We start from the raw sequence: 20,202 nt of genomic DNA on the forward strand, positions 1-20,202 counted from the left end.
CCTTTCGGAAGCTTATCTGCGCATGGCTTTCTCGGCGGGCGTCAGTGCTTCGATGAAAGCCTCGCGTTGGAAAATGCGCTCGGCGTATTTCAACAAAGGCGCGGCGGATTTGCCGAGCTTGATGTCGTAATGATCAAGCCGCCACAACAAGGGAGACAGCGCTACGTCAATCATAGAAAAATCTTCGCCGAGGATGTATTTGCTCTTCGCAAAAGCAGGAGCCAGCATTGTCAGCCCGTTACCGATGGCTTCGCGCGCTTTAGCCTGTTCTTTGTTGGTCGCGTTGGGGTTTTCCAAAACATGGACGAAGTTGAACAATTCTTTTTCCATGCGGAACAACACCAAACGCCCGCGTCCGCGCATCACGGGATCGCCGGGCATCAGTTGCGGATGCGGGAAACGTTCGTCGATATATTCGTTGATGATGTTGGACTCGTGCAAGATGAGGTCGCGTTCAACCAAAACAGGTACTTGATTGTACGGATTCATTACGGCAAGGTCTTCGGGCTTGTTGAAAATATCGACATCTTTGATTTCAAAATCCATGCCTTTTTCGTACAACACGAAACGGCAGCGTTGGCTGAACGGGCAGGTAATGCCTGAATATAAGGTCATCATGGTAATTGGGCTCCTGTATCCGGTTTCAGACGGCATGCGCCTGATACGACCGTTAAACAAATTAATCGCAGAATTATACGCGATTGCATACAACAATTCTAGAAAAACAGGGTAATATATTGTTTTAAATTATATTTTTTGACTTCCCCATCTTAAGTCATATAGTGGATTAAATTTAAATCAGGACAAGGCGACGAAGCCGCAGACAGTACAAATAGTACGACAAGGCGAGGCAACGCCGTACTGGTTTAAATTTAATCCACTATACAACGCAATATCGCTGCATTCCGTATAAACAAAGAGGTCGTCTGAAAACCCGAAATCCGGTTTTTCAGACGACCTTTTTCTATTCAAACAGGGAAACCGTTTGCCTGAAGCCCGTTTATGTTTCGGGCTGTTTCAGACGACGGCGGATTCGCATTTGAAGTGCAACTTTCCATAACAGAAAAAGGCCAGTATGCGGTAGCATACGGCCTTTCCTGCAAGAAAGATTGCCATGAGCTACACACAACTGACCCAAGACGAACGATACCATATCCAATACCTGTCCCGCTACTGCACCGTCGCCGAAATCGCCAAACAACTTAACCGCCACAAAAGCACCATCAGCCGCGAAATCAAGCGGCACTGCATCCAAGGACAGCAATACAGCGCCGATAAAGCCCAACGGCAAAGCCGGCTGACCAAACAGCACCGGCGAAAACCCTATAAGCTCGATTCGCAGCTGGTTCAACACATCGACACCCTTATCCGCCGCAAACTCAGTCCCGAACAAGTATGTGCCTACCTGCATAAACACCACGGTATCACACTCCATCACAGCACCGTTTACCGCTACCTCCGCCAAGACAAAAGCAACGGCGGCACTTTGTGGCAACATCTCAGAATATGCAGCAAACCCTACCGAAAACGCTACGGCAGCACATGGACCAGAGGCAAAGTGCCCGACCGCGTCGGCATAGAAAACCGACCTGCTATCGTCGACCGGAAAACTCGCATCGGCGATTGGGAGGCCGACACCATCGTCGGCAAAAATCAGAAAAGCGCGTTATTGACCTTGGTCGAACGCACTACCCGCTACACCATCATCTGCAAATTAAAGAACTTAAAAGCCGAAGACACTGCCCGGGCGGCCATTAGGGTATTAAAGGCATATAAAGCCAGAGTCCACACCATTACCATGGATAACGGCAAAGAGTTCTACCAACACACCAAAATAGCCAAAGCATTGAAGGCGAAAACCTATTTTTGCCGCCCTTACCATTCTTGGGAGAAAGGGCTGAATGAGAACACCAACGGACTCATCCGACAATATTTCCCCAAACAAACCGATTTCCGAAACATCAGCGATCGGGAGATACGCAGGGTTCAAGATGAGTTGAACCACCGGCCAAGAAAAACACTTGGCTACGAAACGCCAAGTGTTTTATTCTTAAATCTGTTCCAACCACTGGTACCCTGGTGTTGCACTTGAAATCCGAATCCAAGGACCTCCCCTTTTCTGTTCGCCGGTTAAATACCGCGCAGCAATTCGTTGACGCTGGTTTTGGCGCGGGTTTGCGCGTCTACGCGTTTGACGATAACGGCGCAGTAGAGGCTGTGGCTGCCGTCTTTGGAAGGCATGCTGCCGGACACGACAACCGAGCCTGCCGGTACGCGGCCTTGGTAGATTTCGCCGGTAGTGCGGTCAAAGATTTTAGTAGATTGTCCGATGAACACGCCCATAGAAATCACGCTGCCTTCTTCGACAATCACGCCTTCGACGATTTCGGAACGCGCACCGATGAAGCAGTTGTCTTCAATGATGGTTGGGCTGGCTTGCAGGGGTTCGAGTACGCCGCCGATGCCGACGCCGCCGCTCAAGTGGACATTTTTACCGATTTGGGCGCAAGAACCGACAGTCGCCCAAGTATCGACCATCGCGCCTTCGTCAACGTATGCGCCGATGTTGACATAAGACGGCATCAATACGACGTTTTTAGCAACAAAGCTGCCGCGGCGCGCAACGGCACCGGGTACGGCGCGGAAACCGGCGGCGCGGAATTCGTCTTCAGACCAGTCGGCAAACTTGGTCGGCACTTTGTCGAAGTATTTGTTTACGCCGTCGTTGAGGACTTCGTTGTCTTGGATGCGGAACGACAACAACACGGCTTTTTTCGCCCATTCGTTGACTTTCCATTCGCCCACGCCCAAGCGTTCGGCGACGCGCAATTTGCCTGAATCGAGTTGGCGGATGGTTTCCAACACGGCTTCTTTGACTTCGGGGGTAACGGTGGTCGGGGTGATGTCCGCACGGTTTTCAAAGGCGGTTTCAATGATGTTTTGCAAAGACATGGGGATTCCTTTTGAAGAGGGTAAAAGGTCGTCTGAAAAATTCGGATGACCTGCAAACAGGCGGTATTTTGCCATGTAAACGCTTTGCCGTCAGCTTTTGCAAAGGTCGTCTGAAAGGTGTTTTACTGTTTCAGACGACCTCCAAGATTGCTATGATATAGTGGCTTGACTTTAAACCGGTACGGCATTGCCTCGCCTTGTCCTGATTTAAAGTTAATCCACCATACCATTCCCGTCATCCTTCCAAACGGAATCCGAAATGTCCGACAACCGCCTCGACACCGCCCGCCGCCATTCCCTGTTCCTCGCCCGCCAGCTCGACAACGGCAAACTCAAGCCCGAAATTTTCCTGCCCATGTTGGACAAGGTTTTAACCGAAGCGGATTTCCAAGCCTTTGCCGATTGGGACCAAATCCGCGCGGAAGAAAACGATGAAGAATTGGCGCGGCAGTTGCGCGAGTTGCGCCGTTATGCGGTGTCGCAGATTATCGTGCGCGATATAAACCGTATCAGCGATTTGCACGAAGTTACCCGCACGATTACGCTGTTTGCCGATTTTGCCGTCAATACCGCGCTGGATTTCGCCTACGCCTATTATCGGGACATGTACGGCACGCCGATCGGGCGTTATACCAAATCGCCGCAGCATTTGAGCGTGGTGGCGATGGGCAAGGCGGGCGGCTATGAGTTGAACGTGTCTTCCGACATCGATTTGATTTTCATCTATCCCGAATCTGGCGACACCGACGGCAGGCGCGAACGGGGCAATCAGGAGTTTTTCACCAAAGTCGGACAAAAACTGATTGCGCTGCTGAACGACATCACCGCCGACGGGCAGGTGTTCCGCGTCGATATGCGGCTGCGGCCGGACGGCGATTCGGGCGCGCTGGTGTTGAGTGAAACCGCGCTGGAGCAATACCTGATTACGCAGGGGCGCGAATGGGAGCGCTATGCGTGGTGCAAAGGCCGCGTGGTTACGCCGTATCCGAACGACATCAAAGCACTGGTGCGCCCCTTTGTGTTCCGCAAATATCTGGATTACAGCGCGTATGAAGCAATGCGGAACCTGCACCGCCAAATCCGCAGCGAAGTCAGCAAAAAAGGCATGGCGGACAACATCAAACTCGGCGCGGGCGGCATCCGTGAAGTCGAATTTATCGCCCAAATTTTCCAAATGATACGCGGCGGCCAAATGCGCGCGCTGCAACTGAAAGGCACACAGGAAACGCTGAAGAAACTTGCCGAGCTGGGCATCATGCCGTCTGAAAACGTTGAAACCCTGCTTGCCGCCTACCGCTTCCTGCGCGACGTTGAACACCGCCTGCAATACTGGGATGACCAACAAACCCAAACCCTGCCCTCCTCGCCCGAACAGCAGCAACTGCTCGCCGAAAGCATGGGTTTCGACAGCTACGCCGCCTTTTCAGACGACCTCAACGCCCACCGCGCCAAGGTCAATCAGTTGTTCAACGAGATTTTGAGCGAACCCGAAGAGCAAACGCAAGACAACAGCGAATGGCAATGGGCATGGCAGGAAAAACCCGACGAAGAAGAACGGCAAGGTCGTCTGAAAGAACACGGGTTCGATGCCGAAACCATCGCCGCAAGGCTCGACCAAATCCGCAACGGTCATAAATACCGCCACCTTTCCGCCCACGCCCAGCCGCGTTTTGACGCCATTGTGCCGCTGTTCGTACAGGCGGCGGCCGAGCAAAACAACCCGACCGATACGCTGATGCGGCTGTTTGACTTCCTCGAAAACATCAGCCGCCGATCCGCCTATCTCGCCTTCCTCAACGAACATCCGCAGACCTTGGCGCAGCTGGCGCAGATTATGAGCCAAAGCTCATGGGTGGCGGCGTATCTGAGCAAATATCCGATTCTGTTGGACGAACTCATCAGCGCGCAGCTTTTGGATACCGCGTTCGACTGGCAAGCCCTCGCCGCCGCCCTTTCAGACGACCTCAAAGCCTGCGGCGGCGACACCGAAGCGCAAATGGACACCCTGCGCCGCTTCCAACACGCCCAAGTCTTCCGCCTCGCCGTCCAAGACCTCGCCGGACTGTGGACGGTAGAATCCCTCTCCGACCAACTCTCCGCCCTCGCCGACACCATCCTCGCCGCCGCCCTGCCGTGCGCGTGGGCGGACATGCCCAAAAAACACCGCGACACCCCGCAATTCGCCGTCGTCGGCTACGGCAAACTCGGCGGCAAAGAACTCGGCTACGCCTCCGACCTCGACCTCGTCTACCTCTACGACGATCCCCATCCCGACGCAGGCGACGTATACAGCCGCCTTGCCCGCCGCCTGACCAACTGGCTTTCCGCCGCCACCGGCGCAGGCAGCCTCTACGAAACCGACCTGCGCCTACGCCCCAACGGCGACGCCGGCTTCCTCGCCCACAGCATCGCCGCCTTCGAAAAATACCAGCGCGAAAACGCCTGGACGTGGGAACACCAGTCCCTCACCCGCGCCCGCTTCATCTGCGGCACACCCGAAATTCAGACGGCCTTCGACCGCATCCGCACCGAAATCCTCACCGCCGAGCGCGACCAAACCGCCTTGGCAGGCGAAATCATCGAAATGCGCGAAAAAATGTTCCCCACCCATCCGCCTGCCGACAGCAACGTCAAATACGCGCGCGGCGGCGTGGTCGACGTCGAATTTATCGTCCAATACCTCATCCTTGCCCATGCCCGAAAATATCCGCAACTCCTCGACAACTACGGCAACATCGCCCTCTTGAACATCGCCGCCGACTGCGGCCTCATCGACAAAACCCTCGCCGAACAAAGCCGCACCGCCTACCGCTTCTACCGCCAGCAGCAACACAACACCAAACTGCGCGACGCGGAAAAAACCGAAGTAACCGACGAATTGCTGGCACATTACGGCAATGTCAGGAAATTGTGGCGGGAAGTGTTCGGGGCAGAAGTGAAGTTCGGATAAGCAGGCGGACGTATTCAGCGTCAAAAGCTGCACGGCAACACAATTTACCGCCACAGCAAACGCACTCTAAACATATAAGGAAAACCAACCATGAAGAAAATGGCACTGTTTTTAACGGTTTTACTGTCGTCGGCAGCAGCCAAAGCCGCTGATTACTTTTTGCCTCATACCGAATGCGATGGCTCTGCAAACGTTCGTGTTGCTCCTGATACACGCAGCAAAATCATGACGGTACTGAATTATGAAAGCAGAAAACACAAAATACTCAGGAAACAGGGTAAATGGTTTCATATTCAATTAGATGGAATCCGTACAGGCTACGTCCATCAAAGCCAAGGTTTTATCGTGCACAATTATGTTGTCGCCAGCCCTGACGGATCGGCAAACGTCCGTAACAACAGCTACCCCGAAGAACCGATCAGCCAAGGCGAAATCATCAAAACACTCCCAAACGGAACGCGTGTACAGATTGCCCCAACTTTCAGAAAAGGCGACTGGTTGTGGTACAGCAATCAGGGGGCTTACACAGAAAAAAACGAAGACGGTAACAATGTATCAATTCAAGGATATATCCACAAAAGCCAGCTAAAACGTATAGATTAATCGTTCCACTCGCGACAATCAGCCGTAGTATGAGCATCATCCGAGTTACTCTGCCCATAACAGAGCAAAAGGTCGTCTGAAAACCCGATGTAGGTTTTCAGACGACCTTTTATGTTTGAACTGCCTATCGGTTTTGGCTGGCGCGGTAGAAGGCGATGAGGCCGTTGGTGGAGCTGTCGTGCTGCGGGTTGCCGCGTTCGAGTTCGGGTTCGATGGTTTTGGCGAGTTCTTTGCCGTATTCGACGCCCCATTGGTCGAAGGGGTTGATGCCCCAAACCGCGCCTTGGACGAAGGTGCGGTGTTCGTATGCCGCCATGAGCATGCCGAGGCGGCGGGGGTCGGTGGCGCTGAGGAGGAGGCTGTTGCTCGGGCGGTTGCCGGGGAATTCTTTTTGCGGGGCGAGGCGTTCGCGTTCGGCTTCGGGCAGGTCGGCAAGCTCGGCGCGGGCTTCTTCGAGGGTTTTGCCTTTCATCAGGGCTTCGGCTTGGGCGAAGGCGTTGGCGACGGTGAAGCGGTGTTGGCGGTTGATGCCGTAGGCGGTGGTCATGGGGACGATGAAGTCGCAGGGGATGAGCCGTGTGCCTTGGTGGAGGAGTTGGAAATAGGCGTGCTGGCAGTTGACGCCTTCTTCGCCGAAGACGATGCCGCCTGTGGTGTGAGGGACGGGACGGCCGTCGGCAGTGCGGTTTTTGCCGAGGCTTTCCATGTCGAGCTGGTTGAGCCACGAGGGGAGGTGGCGCAGGTTGTGGCTGTATGGGACGGCGGTTTGTCCGTCGGCGTGCTGGAAGTTGTTGTACCAGATGCTGATGAGCGCCATGAGGACGGGGATGTTGCGGCGGTAGGGGGTTTGGAAGAAGTGGGTGTCCATGGCGTGCGCGCCGGCGAGGAGTTCGCGGAAGCGGTCTGTGCTGACGGCGACCATGACGGGCAGGCCGATGGTTGACCAGACGGAATAGCGTCCGCCGACCCAGTCGAACATGGCGAAGACGTTGTCGGGTGCGATGCCGAAGTTTCGGGCGGCGGCAACGTCGGAGGAAATGGCGCAGAAGTGGCGGTAGATGCCGGATTCGGGCAAACCTGCATCCCGATACCATGCGCGGGCGGCGTAGGCGTTGAGCAGGGTTTCGGGCGTGCGGAAGGATTTGCTGGCGATGCTGAATACGGTGGTTTCGGGTTTGAGGTGGGCGAGTGTGCGGCTGATGTCGGCGTCGTCTGAATTGCTGACGAAGTGGACGCGGATGTTTTGGCGGTAGGCTTTGAGGGCTTCTACGCACATTCTGGGGCCGAGGTCGGAGCCGCCTATGCCGATGTGGACGAAGTCGGTGATGGGTTTGTCGGTGATGCCTCTGTGGCTGCCGTTGTTGAGTGATTCGGCGAAGGCGAGGGCGCGGTCGAGTTCGCGGTGGATTTTGGGGAGGATGTTTTCGCCGTCAACGTAAACGGGCGCGGCGTCGGGCGGCAGGCGCAAGGCGGTATGGAGGACGGCGCGGTGTTCGCTGAGGTTGATTTTTTCGCCGTTTTGCATGGCGTGCATTTGTCCGGCTAGGGGCGAGGCTTCGGCAAGGCGGCACAAAAGTTGCAAAGTGTCTTCGCCGAGGCGGTTTTTGCTGTAATCGAAGAGGAGGCCGTCGAGGGTTTCGTGCATATTGCCGAAGCGGTCGGGTTCGGCGGCGAAGCGGTCGCGCAGGTGGAGGTGTTGTGTGTCGAGCCGGTGTTGTTCAAGGGCTTGCCATGCTTCGGTAAATGCGGTCATCGGGTTTCCTTCGGGATTGGGTTCGCTCCGCTCATTTGGCGGGATGTGATTTAGTTATAGATTGTACCGCGGCTGATTGGTTCGCTACTTAATGATTTTTTTGTAGTTTAATGTAGTTTAACAAGACGGCGCGGGTTTGCCGGATACGGGTAAGCAATTCAGTTAAGAATTGTATGCAATATGCAAATGATGTGCTTGATTTTCATCAAAGTTTTTTAAAATTTTCAGTATGACACCGATGTCAGGTGTGATATGCTTCGTAATCAAATGAAACAGGGATGAGGCGGGAGTCGTAAGATGGCTACAATTTATGATGTTGCTGCTTATGCGGGCGTCTCACCCAAAACGGTCAGCCGCGTCATCAACGGCGATGCGCCGGTCAGCGATAAAACCCGTGCAAAAGTCGAAACAGCAATTGCCGCTTTGGGTTATATCCCGTCTTCGGCGGCGCGGGTGATGCGGTCGAACCGTTCGGACTTGGTCGGACTGATTACCGGCGCCATCTCGCGCACGGGCGAATACGGCGGAGTACACGGTCTGCCGGATATGTTTTTAATCAAAGGTATCCAGCAGAAAATCCGCGAAGCGGGCAAAACGCTGATTATTGCGGATACGGACAACCGCTACGAGCAAATCGACCCTTTGGTCAGGACGTTTATGGAACACCGCGCGGAAGGCATTTTGTATGTAACCGAATCGCACCGCGAAATCGTCCTGCCCGAAATGCCCAACCGCTGCCCGATGGTTTTGGTCAACTGTTTCGACGCGGCGGGTACGCCGTCGGTTTTACCGGACGACGAGCGCGGGCAATACGATTTGGTACGCAACATCATCCGTCACGGACACCGCCGTATCGCCTACATTACTTTACAGGCGGGAGCAGAAGCGACGCGGCTGCGTTTGGCGGGCTACCGCCGCGCTTTAGACGAATCGGACATGGTGTTCGATCCTGACTTGGTGCAAACCGGCATCACCGACTTTGCCAACGACAGCGAGCCTTTGATTGCGGCAGTATTGAAATTATTGTCGCTTGCCGACCCGCCGACGGTCATTTGCTGCGGCAACGACGAAATGGCGGTCCGCGTTTACGGCATTTTGAGGACGCGCGGCGTACGCGTTCCGGAGCAGGTATCGGTGGCAGGTTACGACAACCACAGCGCGATTGCCGAAACCCTGTTCCCGCCGCTGACCAGCACCGAGCTGCCCTATATGCGCATGGGCGCGCTGGCGGCGGAAATCCTGTTCGACATTATCGAGACCAAAGAAACCGCCCGTCCGCCCGTTCGGGTTGTCGGAGAAACGATTTGGCGGCAGTCGGTCACGGCATTGAAGTAAAACATTCTTTCAGACGACGTCTGCTTTATGAGGCAGACACAATACGACAACAAAAGGTCGTCTGAAAACACAAACAACGCATCACGCTATCCATTTGCAACGTATCAATACGATACGCCAAAGAATAAAGAAAGCGGCCCAACCGCTTCGATTATGCAGTGTTTCCCGCAGTTTGTTGTTCCATGTTTTCTTCTTACAAAGTCCAGGAGTCGCTTCAAAATGAAGATTTCCCCACAAGTATCGATGACGCTTCGCCAGATTATGCTGATGAACTTCGGCTTCTTCGGCATCCAATACAGCTTCGGTTTGCAGCAAACCGCCATCAACCCGATTTTCAGTTTCTTACATGCCGACCCCGGCCAACTGCCTATTCTGAATATGGCAGGTCCGATTACCGGCTTGCTCGTTCAACCCCTTATCGGTGCCATGAGCGACCGCACCTGGATTCCCGGCTTGGGACGCCGCCGCCCGTATTTCTTAATCGGAGCCATCGGTTGCAGCCTCTGCCTCTTCATCTATCCGCACGTTACCGCATTGTGGGTTGCCGTATTGCTGCTGTGGCTCTTGGACATCAGCAACAACACCGCCATGGAACCCTTCCGCGCCTTCATCGCCGATACCGTCCCCGAACACCAACAATCCACCGGCTTTTTGATGCAGTCCGTGTTCACCGGCTTGGGCATTACCCTTGCCAACGTATCGCTCTACATCTTCCAACAAATCGGCTGGCTGCAACAAACCTCCGAAGCAGGTATCCCCTACTGGGTATTCGGCTCGTTCTATATCGGCGCCGTCTGCTCCATCGGCTCTGTTTTAGTAACCGTATTGTCCACGCCCGAACACGAACCTTCTCCCGAAGAAATGGCGGCAATCAAAGCCCAACCTAGAGGCCCCGTCCACGCCGTCAAAGACATCGGCACAGCCATTAAGGAAATGCCTACTCCACTGTGGCAGCTTGCCTCCGTTTACCTCTTCCAATGGTACGCCCTCTTCATCTACTGGCAATACATCTCCCACAGTATCGTCAAATCCGTCTGGGGTTCGACATCTGCCGACCAGGCTGCCTATGAACAGGCAGTGGCATGGACCGGTTTGGTCAACGGTTTTTACAATGTCGTAACCTTCGTTTCCGCCTTCGGACTGATGTGGATGGCGCGTAAATATGCCGCGAAATATGTCCACGCCTTTGCCGTTATCCTGGCATCGCTCGCCCTCTTAACCATCCCGCACATCACCAATAAATACCTGATGTTCGCCCCGATGATCGGCTTCGGTATCGGCTGGGCAAGTATGATGGGCGTGCCGTTTATGATTGTCGTACACTCCATCCCGAAAGAACGCTACGGCGTGTATATGGGCATCGTCAACATGATGATTGTGATTCCGATGCTGATTGAAACCGTTACCTTCGGTTGGATCTATGACACCTTCCTCGGTGCAAACCCGTCCAACGCCATGACCTTCGCCGGCGTCTTCCTCGCCATCGCCGCCGTACTGACCCTGACCATCAAAACGTCAAACAAACCTTATGGCGTAGAATCGGCAAGCTGATTCAAGCAGTTGCGACAAGGTCGTCTGAAACCCAAATTGAGGTTTTCAGACGACCTTGTCGCATATTCACAAAAGATTGTCGGGAAAACGATAGTTTTTTTCCACAATGTCAGTCATCAAAAATATAAAATACAACAATTCTCATTTGTAAAAGACCGGAGAAATTGATGTTCCGTCCCAACTTGACCGCTGCCGCCGTTGTGGCCGCTTTATCTTCCACTGTATTTGCCGCCGAAACGGCCGAGCTGGATACTGTCCATGTTCAGGGGCAGCGTTCGTATAACGCGATTGCCACCGAGAAAAACGGCGATTACAGCTCGTTTGCCGCCACTGTCGGCACAAAAATCCCCGCATCTTTACGCGAGATTCCGCAATCCGTCAGCATCATCACCAACCAGCAGGTAAAAGACCGCAACGTCGATACCTTTGACCAGTTGGCGCGCAAAACGCCGGGTCTGCGCGTGTTGAGCAATGACGACGGACGCTCGTCGGTTTATGCGCGCGGTTACGAATACAGCGAATACAACATCGACGGCCTGCCCGCACAGATGCAGAGTATCAATGGTACATTGCCCAACCTGTTCGCCTTCGACCGCGTCGAAGTGATGCGCGGTCCGAGCGGCTTGTTCGACAGCAGTGGCGAGATGGGCGGTATTGTGAATTTGGTGCGCAAACGCCCGACCAAAGAGTTCCAAGGCCATGCGGCGGCAGGGTTCGGTACGCACAAACAATATAAAGCCGAAGCCGATGTTTCAGGACCTCTGAACGCCGACGGCAGCGTCCGCGGCCGTGTGATGGCGCAGACTTCGGGCGCGTCTCCCCGTCCTGCCGAGAAAAACAACCACCACGAAACCTTCTATGCGGCGGCGGATTGGGACATCAACCCCGACACGACTTTGGGCGTAGGCTATCTCTACCAACAACGCCACCTCGCTCCATACAACGGTCTGCCCGTCGGCAGCAGCGGCAATTTGCTGTCCCTGCCCAACCACACCTTTGTCGGCGCGGATTGGAACAAATTTAAAATGAACAGCCATGACGTGTTCGCCGATTTGAAACATTATTTTGACGACGGCGGATACGGCAAAATCGGTATGCGCTATTCCGACCGCGATGCCGACTCTAACTACACTTTCGCCGCCAACAAACTTTCTGCCGACAATAAGGCAAACGTCGTCGGCTTAGGCACGGAAATCAAACAAAAAGCCTTCGCAGTTGACGCAAGTTACAGCCGTCCGTTTGCCTTGGGCAACACCGCAAACGAACTCGTCGTCGGCGCGGACTACAACCGCCTGCGCAGCACCAACGAACAAGGCCGTGCAGCCGTTGCGCGTAATGTTGCCTTGGGCGATTTCCACTCTGTTCCCTATGTCAACCTGATGCAGAACGCCCGTGCCGGCGCGCGCGGTTACAGCCATACCGTCGCTACCGAAAACCTTGACGAATTCGGCATTTACGGCAAATCCGTCTTCCATCCGGTCGACAGACTGTCGCTCATCGGCGGCTGGCGTTTGGGACACTACAAAATCGAAGCGGGCGACGGCGACGAGTTGCACAAAGCCAGCAAAACCAAGTTCACCGGCTATGCAGGCGCGGTTTACGACCTGAACGACAACAACAGCCTCTACGCCAGCTTCTCCCAACTCTACACGCCGCAAACCAGCCTCGGCACTGACGGCAACCTGCTCAAACCGCGCGAAGGCAACCAGTTTGAAGTCGGCTACAAAGGCAGCTACATGGACGACCGCCTCAACACCCGCGTCTCCCTCTACCGCCTGAAAGACAAAAACGCCGCCGCACCGCTGAACCCGAACAACCGCAACACCCGTTATGCCGCATTGGGCAAACGCGTGATGGAAGGCGTTGAGACCGAAATCAGCGGCGCGATTACACCGAAATGGCAAATCCACGCAGGTTACAGCTATCTGCACAGCCAAATCAAAACCGCCGCCAACTCGCGCGACGACGGCATCTTCCTGCTGATGCCCAAACACAGCGCAAACCTGTGGACGACTTATGAAGTTACGCCCAAGCTGACCCTTGGCGGCGGCGTGAACGCGATGAGCAGCATCTCCTCTGCGGCAGGGCTGCGTGCAGGCGGCTACGCCACCTTCGACGCCATGGCGGCATACCGTTTCACGCCTAAGCTGAAGCTGCAAATCAACGCCGACAACATCTTCAACCGCCACTACTACGCCCGCGTCGGCAGCGCGAACACCTTCAACATTCCCGGCTCGGAGCGCAGCCTGATGGCGAACCTCCGCTACGACTTCTAAAAACGGGAAAAGCAAAAGGAAAACAAATCACCGCCAAAAACCAGAAGACCAACACATTACGGAAACAGACCGGACAGGCAGGGAACACCACCTGTCCGGTTTTATCATTTATGTCCATGTATTCAAATATAGTGGATTAACAAAAATCAGGACAAGGCGACGAAGCCGCAGACAGTACAGATGGTACGGAACCGATTCACTTGGTGCTTCAGCACCTTAGAGAATCGTTCTCTTTGAGCTAAGGCGAGGCAACGCCATACTGGTTTAAAGTTAATCCACTATAGAAAAAACAGCAGACGCAGCCCAAAGGTCGTCTGAAACATCCGACAACCCGATAACACAACACACCCCACCAACACAACCGACAACCCCGCCATGACCTCACGCACCGCACACTGGCAAGCCGCCCGCCTGCTGCAAGCCGAAGAAACCCACATCCGATCCGAGCACACCGGCCGCAGCTACCGCATCCAAACCGCCGCCATCGGCAACCCGCCCCCACAAGGCTATCCCGTCCTCCATATCCTCGACGGCGACGCCTTCTTTCCCGCCGCCCTCAGCATGGCGCAATCCCTGCTCATCAACCCAATGACCCGAAGCCGCGCCGCCTGCCTCATCGTCAGCATCGGCTACCCCAACGGCGAAGTCCGCGACCTAACACAGCGCGCCCTCGACTACACCCCGCCCCTGCCCGAAACCGCCACCGAAGCAGAACGCCGCCAATACGGACAAGCAGACCGCTTCGCCACCTTCCTCGACCACGAACTTGCCCCGACCCTTGCCGCCAAATACCCCGTCAACCCCAAAGAACAAGCCCTGTTCGGACACTCCTTCGGCGCATTGTTCGGACTCTATTCCCTCTTCACCGCCCCCGACCGCTTCAAACACAACCTGCTCGCCTCCCCCTCCGTCTGGTGGCACAACCGCCGCGTCCTCGACTTCCTCCCGTCCGCCCTTCCCACCGACACCGCCGTCCGCATCAGCGTCGGCGAACACGAAGGCCGCAGCAACCGCCCCGAACAAATCGGCAGAGAAATGGTCGCCCAAGCCAAACTGCTTGCCGGCACCCTCCAACACCTCGGCGCAGACGCACAATTTACCCTCTACCCCAACGCCAACCACGGCAACACGCCCTTCTACGCCCTCCCCGACCACATCGAATACCTCCGCCAAGCGTGGCAGAAGAAATAAACCGGCAGAAACGACAAGCCGTATGCCCAGCAAACAGGAATACGGCTTGAGTGATGGCAGTTGGGGATTTTCAGACGACCTTGGATTCATCTTTTATGCAATCAACGCAGGTTTTATTCAATTAAATTGGAAATCCAACCCGTAGCGTGGGCAGCGTCCACGAAATCTATCATCCAATAATCAAAATCAGACAACAGCCGAATGGGTATCCATTTTGGCTTTCATCTCGTGGGCAAAGCCCACGCTACTCGTTGTGGCAACGACAACCTGTCCCTTCCCCCGTCCGGCGGGGGAAGGTTAGGATGGGGGTGGCTTTTGAGGTTTAGGTAAAGCAAATTCGTGCAAACCGTAGAGCCACCCTCTCCCCAGCCCTCTCCCGCCAGACGGGAGAGGGGGCAGGTTGCAGGTAAAAATAAGGTCGTCTGAAAACCCTGAGAGTTGAGTTTTAGAGAAACTCGTTCACTCTCGTTTTCAGACGACCTTGTTTATTCAATCAAAACAGACTTGAGATAACCCAAGTAGCGTGGGCTGCGCCCACGAAATCTGCTGTTTAATAATCTGAATCAAACAACAGCCGAATGGGCATTCATTTCGGCTTTCATCTCGTGGGCAAAGCCCACGCTACTCGTTGCCGCAACGGCAACTTGTCCCTTCCCCCGTCTAGCGGGGGAAGGTTAGGATGGGGGTGGCTTTGTGGGTCTAAGTCAAATAAATTCGTACAACCCGTAGAGCCACCCTCTCCCCAGCCCTCTCCCGCCGGACGGGAGAGGGAGTAGGTTGCAGGTAAAAATAAGGTCGTCTGAAAACTTTGAGATTTGAGTTTTAGAGAAACTCGTTCACGCTTGTTTTCAGACGACCTCGTTTATTCAATCAATACAGGCTTGGGACAACCCAAGTAGCGTGGGCTGCGCCCACGAAATCTGCTGTTTAATAATCTGAATCAAACAACAGCCGAATGGGCATCCATTTCGGCATTCCTCTCGCGGGCAAAGCCCACGCTACGGATTTCCGCCGCTATTTCCACCACCCGCTACTCAGCGAAAAAAATACCGGGTCGTAATATTTCGGCAGTTGTTGCGGGATGCCGAGGTTGTTGCGGTAAACGACGCGGTAGCGGTCGGCGTACCAGGCGGGAACGATGATGTATTGGTGGCGGATGGTGCGGTCTAGCGCCCGGGAGGTGGTTTTCAGCTGTTCGCGGTTGGTAAAGCTGCCGAAATGTTTGAGCAGCTTTTCGACTTCGGGGCGGCACACGCCGGCGAGGTTTCGGCTGCCGGGGATTTTGGCGGCTTCGCAGCCAAAATAATCGTATTGTTCGTTGCCGGGGCTTTCGCTGTTGGCATAGACGGTAATGGTCATGTCGAAGTCGAAATCGTTGAGCCGCCTTTGGTATAAGGCGGGGTCGGTAACGCGGATGTTCATGGTTACGCCGATTTTGGCGAGGTCGCGTTGCCATTTGGCGGTAATGCGTTCGTAGGTTTTGGAGGCGGTCAGGAACTCAAAGGTCAGGGGTTTGCCTTGGCTGTCGGTCAGTTTGCCGTTTTTATAGCGGTAGCCTGCTTTTTCCAAGAGTGCGCGGGCTTTGAGCAGGTTGGGGCGTATGCCTGTTTTCGGGTCGGTTTGAGGCGGCTCGGGGACGGGTTGGTTCAGGACGGCGGGATCGAGGGTGTTGCCGAGGGACTGGAGCAGTTTCAGTTCCGCGCCTTGCGGTTTGCCTGTCGCCGCCATCTCGCTGTTGGTGAAGAAGCTGTTGCTGCGGCGGTATGCGCCGTAGAAAATGCGCGCGTTGATGCTTTCAAAGTCGAAACTCTCGACCATCGCCTGCCGCACGAGGATGTTGTCGAACGGGGCGCGGCGCAGGTTCATGACGAAGCCCTGCATGCCGGCATCGCTTTTCTGTATCCATTCGTGTTTGCCCATGCCGCGTTTGGCGAGCATTTCGTCGGAATAGCCCCGCGCCCAGTTTCGGGCGACATTTTCGTAAACGAAGTCGTATTGTCCGGCTTTGAGGCCTTCGAGGCGGACGCTGTTGTCTTTGAAATATTTGAAGCGGACGGTGTCGAAATTATATCTGCCTTTGCGGGTCGGCAGGTTTTGCGCCCAGTAGTTTTTGTCGCGCGCGTATTCGCTCATGCGCCCGATGTCTGCTTTGACGAAACGGTAGGGGCCGGAGCCGATGGGCATTTTGTTTGCGCCTTTTTCCAGCCCTTCGGGGTAGCTTTTATGAGAAAACACAGGCAGTTGCCCTAATGCCATGTGTAATTCGGCATTGCGCTGTTTGAAGCGGAAAACGACTGTCCTGTCGTCGGGCGTTTCGACTTCGGCTACGTCGCTCCAGTATATGCGATAGAAGGGATTGGCGGCTTTGTCTTGGGTAAGCAGGCGGAAGGAGGCGGCTACGTCTTTGGCAAGGACGGGGTCGCCGTTGTGGAATTTGGCTTTCGGGTTGAGCCTGAATGTTGCCGACAGCCCGTCTTCGGCAAGTGAGAAGTCTTCCGCCAGCAGCCCGTACATGGAGAAAGGTTCGTCCCAACTGTTGTCCGTAAGCATGTCCACGGTCAGATTGAGGACGCCGGCTTCTTTGTCGCCTTTGAGGGTAAACGGGTTGAACGTATCGAAGCCGCCCTGTATCGGTAGGGAAAACACGCCGCCTTTGGGCGCGTCGGGATTGACGTATTCGTAGGCGCGAAAGTCGGCGGGATATTTCGGCTCCTGCCCCAAACCCAAACCGTATGCGGCAAAAGCAGTGGCAGTGGAGAAGGAAAGCAGGAGGAGGACGAGGGTTTTCATAAGGTTCCAAACCGAGCAGGACGATGAAGCCCGATTATAGCAAAAGGTCGTCTGAAAACCGTTTTCAGACGACCTTTTATCTGTTTTAAAAATACTCAAGACTGCTGCCGTTTTTTCGCCTGAGCGTCAAACTCCGCCAGCGTCATGTTCAAAGTCTGCAAACACGGCGTCATCACCGCATCGACGGCTTGGTTCACATGATCCCTTTCCACAGGCGACGGGCGGTAAACGAAGAGCTTGAAGAGTTCGCTCAACTCAATCGAATCCGCCCCCGTTTTCAACACCCAGCCCTGACGGCCGTTGTAGATATAGCCGTGCCGCGCCAGCTTTTCCAAAAGCTCGCCCAACTCATCGTAGCCCATATTGATATGTCGTCTGAACTCCTGAACAGGCAAGGCTTTGCCCTCTTTTTGCGCCGCATCCAAAAGCAGCAGGATTTTCAACACATCGTCAAACCGCCCGCGCGAATCGAAGCCCCTGCGGAACGCCTCACCCTGCCAATAAGACAGCGACGAAGTCAGCACCGCGCCGCCCAACACCAGCGTCCACAGCAAATTCAGCCATACCAGGAAAAACGGCACGGCGGCAAACGCCCCGTAAATCGAGCGGTAGCCGTCGAAATTGCCCATATACCAAGCAAACAGGAAACGCGCCGTCTCCAAGCAAAACGCCGTGACCAAAGCCCCGATAAACGCATGATGCCCGGGCACGAAGCGGTTGGGTACGAAACGGTACAACCCCCACAACAAAAGCGTTGCGAAAAACAGCGTGCCTAAGGTTTGAAGTAACCCCACCACCCATTGCGGCGCAAACGAAGCCAGCGCAGATTCCTGCACCGACCCGACCATAAAAGAAATCCCCACGCCCAAAGACAGCGGCCCAAACGTCAGCAACGCCCAATACACCAAAAACTGCATCATCCAAGGCCGCTGCGAATTGACCCGCCAAATCCGGTTGAACGCATTATCAATCGTCCGAATCAGCATCAGCGACGTCACCACCAGCATCACACTGCCAATCGCCGTCAACTTCCCCGCCTGATTGCGGAACGCATTGATATAATCAAACACCATGTCCGCACCCTGCGGCACAATAGTCTGATTGACGAACGAAACAAAAGAATCCGACCAACGGTCGAACACAGGAAAAATCGAAGCGACCGCCACCATCACCGTCAATACCGGCACCAAAGCCAGAAGCGTCGTAAACGTCATACTCGCCGCAGCCTGCGGCACACGCTCCTCATCGAAACGCCGGACCACAAACCACGCAAACGCAAACGCCTTACTGTTCGACAAACCTTGCCACCATTTCAAAAACGGCATAATCTTTCCCGAAAAAATAACGAATTAAAAATAAAAAACAGAAAACGCCCGCAGCACATACCACGTCGTCTGAAAACACAGCCTCAGCGAAATTAACACCTATTTCCCACCAACCCCATTGTAACGGAATACCCAAATGAACCCAAATCCCCTCAAAATCCTCGTCCTCTACTACTCCCAAAACGGCAGCACCCTCAACCTCGCCCGCCAAATCGCACGCGGCATCGAAAGCGTCGCAGGCTGCGAAGCCGTATTGCGCACCGTCCCCAAAGTCTCCACCGTCTGCGAAGCCGTCGAAAAAGACATCCCCGACAGCGGCGCCCCCTACGCCACCGCCGAAGACCTCAAAACCTGCGCCGCCCTCGCCCTAGGCAGCCCCACCCGCTTCGGCAACATGGCAGCCGCCATGAAATACTTCATCGACAGCACCATCCCCCTGTGGCTTGGCGCAGAACTCGCCGGCAAACCCGCCACCGTCTTCACCAGCACCTCCTCCCAACACGGCGGACAAGAAACCACCCTCCTCACCATGATGCTCCCCCTCCTGCACCACGGCATGATCATCAGCGGCATCCCCTACACCGAATCCGCCCTCGGCAGCACCCAAAGCGGCGGCACCCCCTACGGCGCATCCCACGTCGCCGGACACGACGGCAAACCCGTCCTGACCGCCGAAGAAAACGACATCGCCTTCGCACAAGGCAAACGGCTGGCAGAACTCGCCGTCAAGTTGGCTTAAGGCGGGCAGTTTAGAAATCCAATCTGCCAAAAACTAAAAGGTCGTCTGAAAACCTGATTTCCAAGTTTTCAGACGACCTTTTTATTATTCTCAAATCCCGTCATCCCAGTTTTTTAGCCATGATTAAACCGCCCCTCGCGCAAAAATGTTGCGGTCTGCTCAGCAGTAATGTGTTTAAACAGCATACCGCTGTGGCTGACGGGCAAGATAACGTGGTCGCGCATATTCGGGCAGCGGGTTTCGCTGACCAAAACCGTACCGTCGTGTTCGCCGTGCAAACCCAATACGCGCCCCAGCCCGAGCGGCTTGTTGCCGGCGATGCTGCCCAGCTCGATATGTTCGGGCAAATCGGGCGTGCCGCCGTCGAGCGCATCGCGATAAGCGCCGCCGAGTACGGGGGTTTTCAACCCGAGCCGGAACACCCTTTGCGCCGCCCGGCTGCCTTGGTGGGGCGTGCCGAAGGTAACGATGCGCCCGGTGATTTTTTCAGGGTGGGCGGCGGCAAAGTGGCGCAACACCAGCCCGCCCAGACTGTGTCCGGCAAAATGCAGAGGCTCGCCCGTATCGTGTTTTTCAACAAATTCCGCCAACGCCTGCGTGTGCTGCTGCATGGTGTGCCAGACGCTGTAATAACCGAACAGGGCAACGTCAAAGCCCTGCTTTGCCAGCATATCCGCTAAAGGTTTCATCACCCAAGAGTGCATGTGCAGTCCGTGTAATAAGATGATTTTCGACAT

The 20,202-nt window shown here is 55.0% G+C and carries 15 protein-coding genes and 1 pseudogene; 10 read left to right on the plus strand and 6 right to left on the minus strand.

Features of this window, described 5'->3' with window-relative positions:
- Window positions 1-12: 12 nt before the first annotated feature.
- A complete protein-coding gene (locus MON37_RS09925; protein WP_016686519.1) occupies window positions 13-618 on the minus strand; it encodes a glutathione S-transferase N-terminal domain-containing protein in 606 nt (201 codons plus the stop codon).
- Between the two features lie 160 nt (window positions 619-778).
- Between MON37_RS09925 and MON37_RS12535 the strand changes: the two are divergent.
- Together MON37_RS12535 and MON37_RS09930 are read left to right on the plus strand one after the other, a co-directional pair.
- Window positions 779-886, plus strand: a pseudogene (locus MON37_RS12535) (IS5/IS1182 family transposase); the annotation flags it as partial.
- Between the two features lie 228 nt (window positions 887-1,114).
- On the plus strand, window positions 1,115-2,092 hold the full coding sequence (locus MON37_RS09930; RefSeq protein WP_242883650.1) for an IS30 family transposase: 978 nt from the start codon (window positions 1,115-1,117) through the stop codon (window positions 2,090-2,092).
- Window positions 2,093-2,130: 38 nt separating this feature from the next.
- Here the strand turns inward: MON37_RS09930 and dapD are convergent, their stop codons facing one another.
- Window positions 2,131-2,952: a 2,3,4,5-tetrahydropyridine-2,6-dicarboxylate N-succinyltransferase gene (gene dapD, locus MON37_RS09935; RefSeq protein WP_036491649.1), complete on the minus strand. Its 822-nt coding sequence runs from the start codon at window positions 2,950-2,952 to the stop codon at window positions 2,131-2,133.
- A gap of 11 nt (window positions 2,953-2,963) precedes the next feature.
- Between dapD and MON37_RS09940 the strand changes: the two genes are divergently transcribed.
- The 3 genes from MON37_RS09940 to MON37_RS09950 all read left to right on the plus strand — a co-directional run bounded on the left by MON37_RS09940 (window position 2,964) and on the right by MON37_RS09950 (window position 6,505).
- Window positions 2,964-3,113 (plus strand): hypothetical protein, encoded by a 150-nt coding sequence (locus tag MON37_RS09940; protein ID WP_155259015.1) that lies wholly within the window; start codon window positions 2,964-2,966, stop codon window positions 3,111-3,113.
- A 98-nt stretch (window positions 3,114-3,211) separates the two neighbouring features.
- Window positions 3,212-5,902, plus strand: a complete 2,691-nt coding sequence (gene glnE / locus MON37_RS09945; RefSeq protein ID WP_039407623.1) for a bifunctional [glutamate--ammonia ligase]-adenylyl-L-tyrosine phosphorylase/[glutamate--ammonia-ligase] adenylyltransferase — start codon at window positions 3,212-3,214, stop codon at window positions 5,900-5,902.
- Between the two features lie 90 nt (window positions 5,903-5,992).
- The gene (locus tag MON37_RS09950; protein ID WP_039407626.1) at window positions 5,993-6,505 is read left to right on the plus strand and encodes an SH3 domain-containing protein; all 513 of its coding nucleotides are present in this window, start codon (window positions 5,993-5,995) and stop codon (window positions 6,503-6,505) included.
- Between the two features lie 124 nt (window positions 6,506-6,629).
- Here MON37_RS09950 and pgi read toward each other — a convergent pair whose 3' ends face one another.
- Complete coding sequence (gene pgi, locus MON37_RS09955; RefSeq protein WP_039407629.1) at window positions 6,630-8,258, minus strand: glucose-6-phosphate isomerase; 1,629 nt, start codon at window positions 8,256-8,258, stop codon at window positions 6,630-6,632.
- A 297-nt stretch (window positions 8,259-8,555) separates the two neighbouring features.
- Here pgi and MON37_RS09960 point away from each other — a divergent pair, with 297 nt between their 5' ends.
- The 4 genes from MON37_RS09960 to MON37_RS09975 all read left to right on the plus strand — a co-directional run bounded on the left by MON37_RS09960 (window position 8,556) and on the right by MON37_RS09975 (window position 14,611).
- Window positions 8,556-9,593, plus strand: coding sequence for a LacI family DNA-binding transcriptional regulator (locus MON37_RS09960; RefSeq protein WP_039407632.1), 1,038 nt, complete (start codon window positions 8,556-8,558; stop codon window positions 9,591-9,593).
- Between the two features lie 219 nt (window positions 9,594-9,812).
- Window positions 9,813-11,144: an MFS transporter gene (locus tag MON37_RS09965; protein WP_039407636.1), complete on the plus strand. Its 1,332-nt coding sequence runs from the start codon at window positions 9,813-9,815 to the stop codon at window positions 11,142-11,144.
- 167 nt (window positions 11,145-11,311) lie between these two features.
- Window positions 11,312-13,420, plus strand: a complete 2,109-nt coding sequence (locus tag MON37_RS09970) for a TonB-dependent siderophore receptor (RefSeq protein ID WP_039407639.1) — start codon at window positions 11,312-11,314, stop codon at window positions 13,418-13,420.
- Between the two features lie 375 nt (window positions 13,421-13,795).
- Complete coding sequence (locus MON37_RS09975) at window positions 13,796-14,611, plus strand: alpha/beta hydrolase (RefSeq protein ID WP_039407642.1); 816 nt, start codon at window positions 13,796-13,798, stop codon at window positions 14,609-14,611.
- A gap of 1,014 nt (window positions 14,612-15,625) precedes the next feature.
- On the opposite strand, the gene MON37_RS09980 is transcribed toward MON37_RS09975, so the two are convergent.
- Window positions 15,626-17,401, minus strand: coding sequence for an extracellular solute-binding protein (locus MON37_RS09980; RefSeq protein WP_039407645.1), 1,776 nt, complete (start codon window positions 17,399-17,401; stop codon window positions 15,626-15,628).
- A 95-nt stretch (window positions 17,402-17,496) separates the two neighbouring features.
- Window positions 17,497-18,726 (minus strand): YihY family inner membrane protein, encoded by a 1,230-nt coding sequence (locus MON37_RS09985; RefSeq protein WP_039407648.1) that lies wholly within the window; start codon window positions 18,724-18,726, stop codon window positions 17,497-17,499.
- Window positions 18,727-18,862: 136 nt separating this feature from the next.
- Between MON37_RS09985 and wrbA the strand changes: the two genes are divergently transcribed.
- Window positions 18,863-19,465 carry an NAD(P)H:quinone oxidoreductase gene (gene wrbA, locus MON37_RS09990; RefSeq protein WP_039407650.1) on the plus strand — a complete coding sequence of 201 codons (603 nt, stop codon included), beginning with the start codon at window positions 18,863-18,865 and terminating at the stop codon, window positions 19,463-19,465.
- A 113-nt stretch (window positions 19,466-19,578) separates the two neighbouring features.
- On the opposite strand, the gene MON37_RS09995 is transcribed toward wrbA, so the two are convergent.
- Window positions 19,579-20,202, minus strand: a complete 624-nt coding sequence (locus MON37_RS09995) for an alpha/beta fold hydrolase (protein ID WP_039407653.1) — start codon at window positions 20,200-20,202, stop codon at window positions 19,579-19,581.

Origin of the sequence: Morococcus cerebrosus, from assembly GCF_022749515.1 — a bacterium.
Classification (GTDB): Bacteria; Pseudomonadota; Gammaproteobacteria; order Burkholderiales; family Neisseriaceae; genus Neisseria; species Neisseria cerebrosa.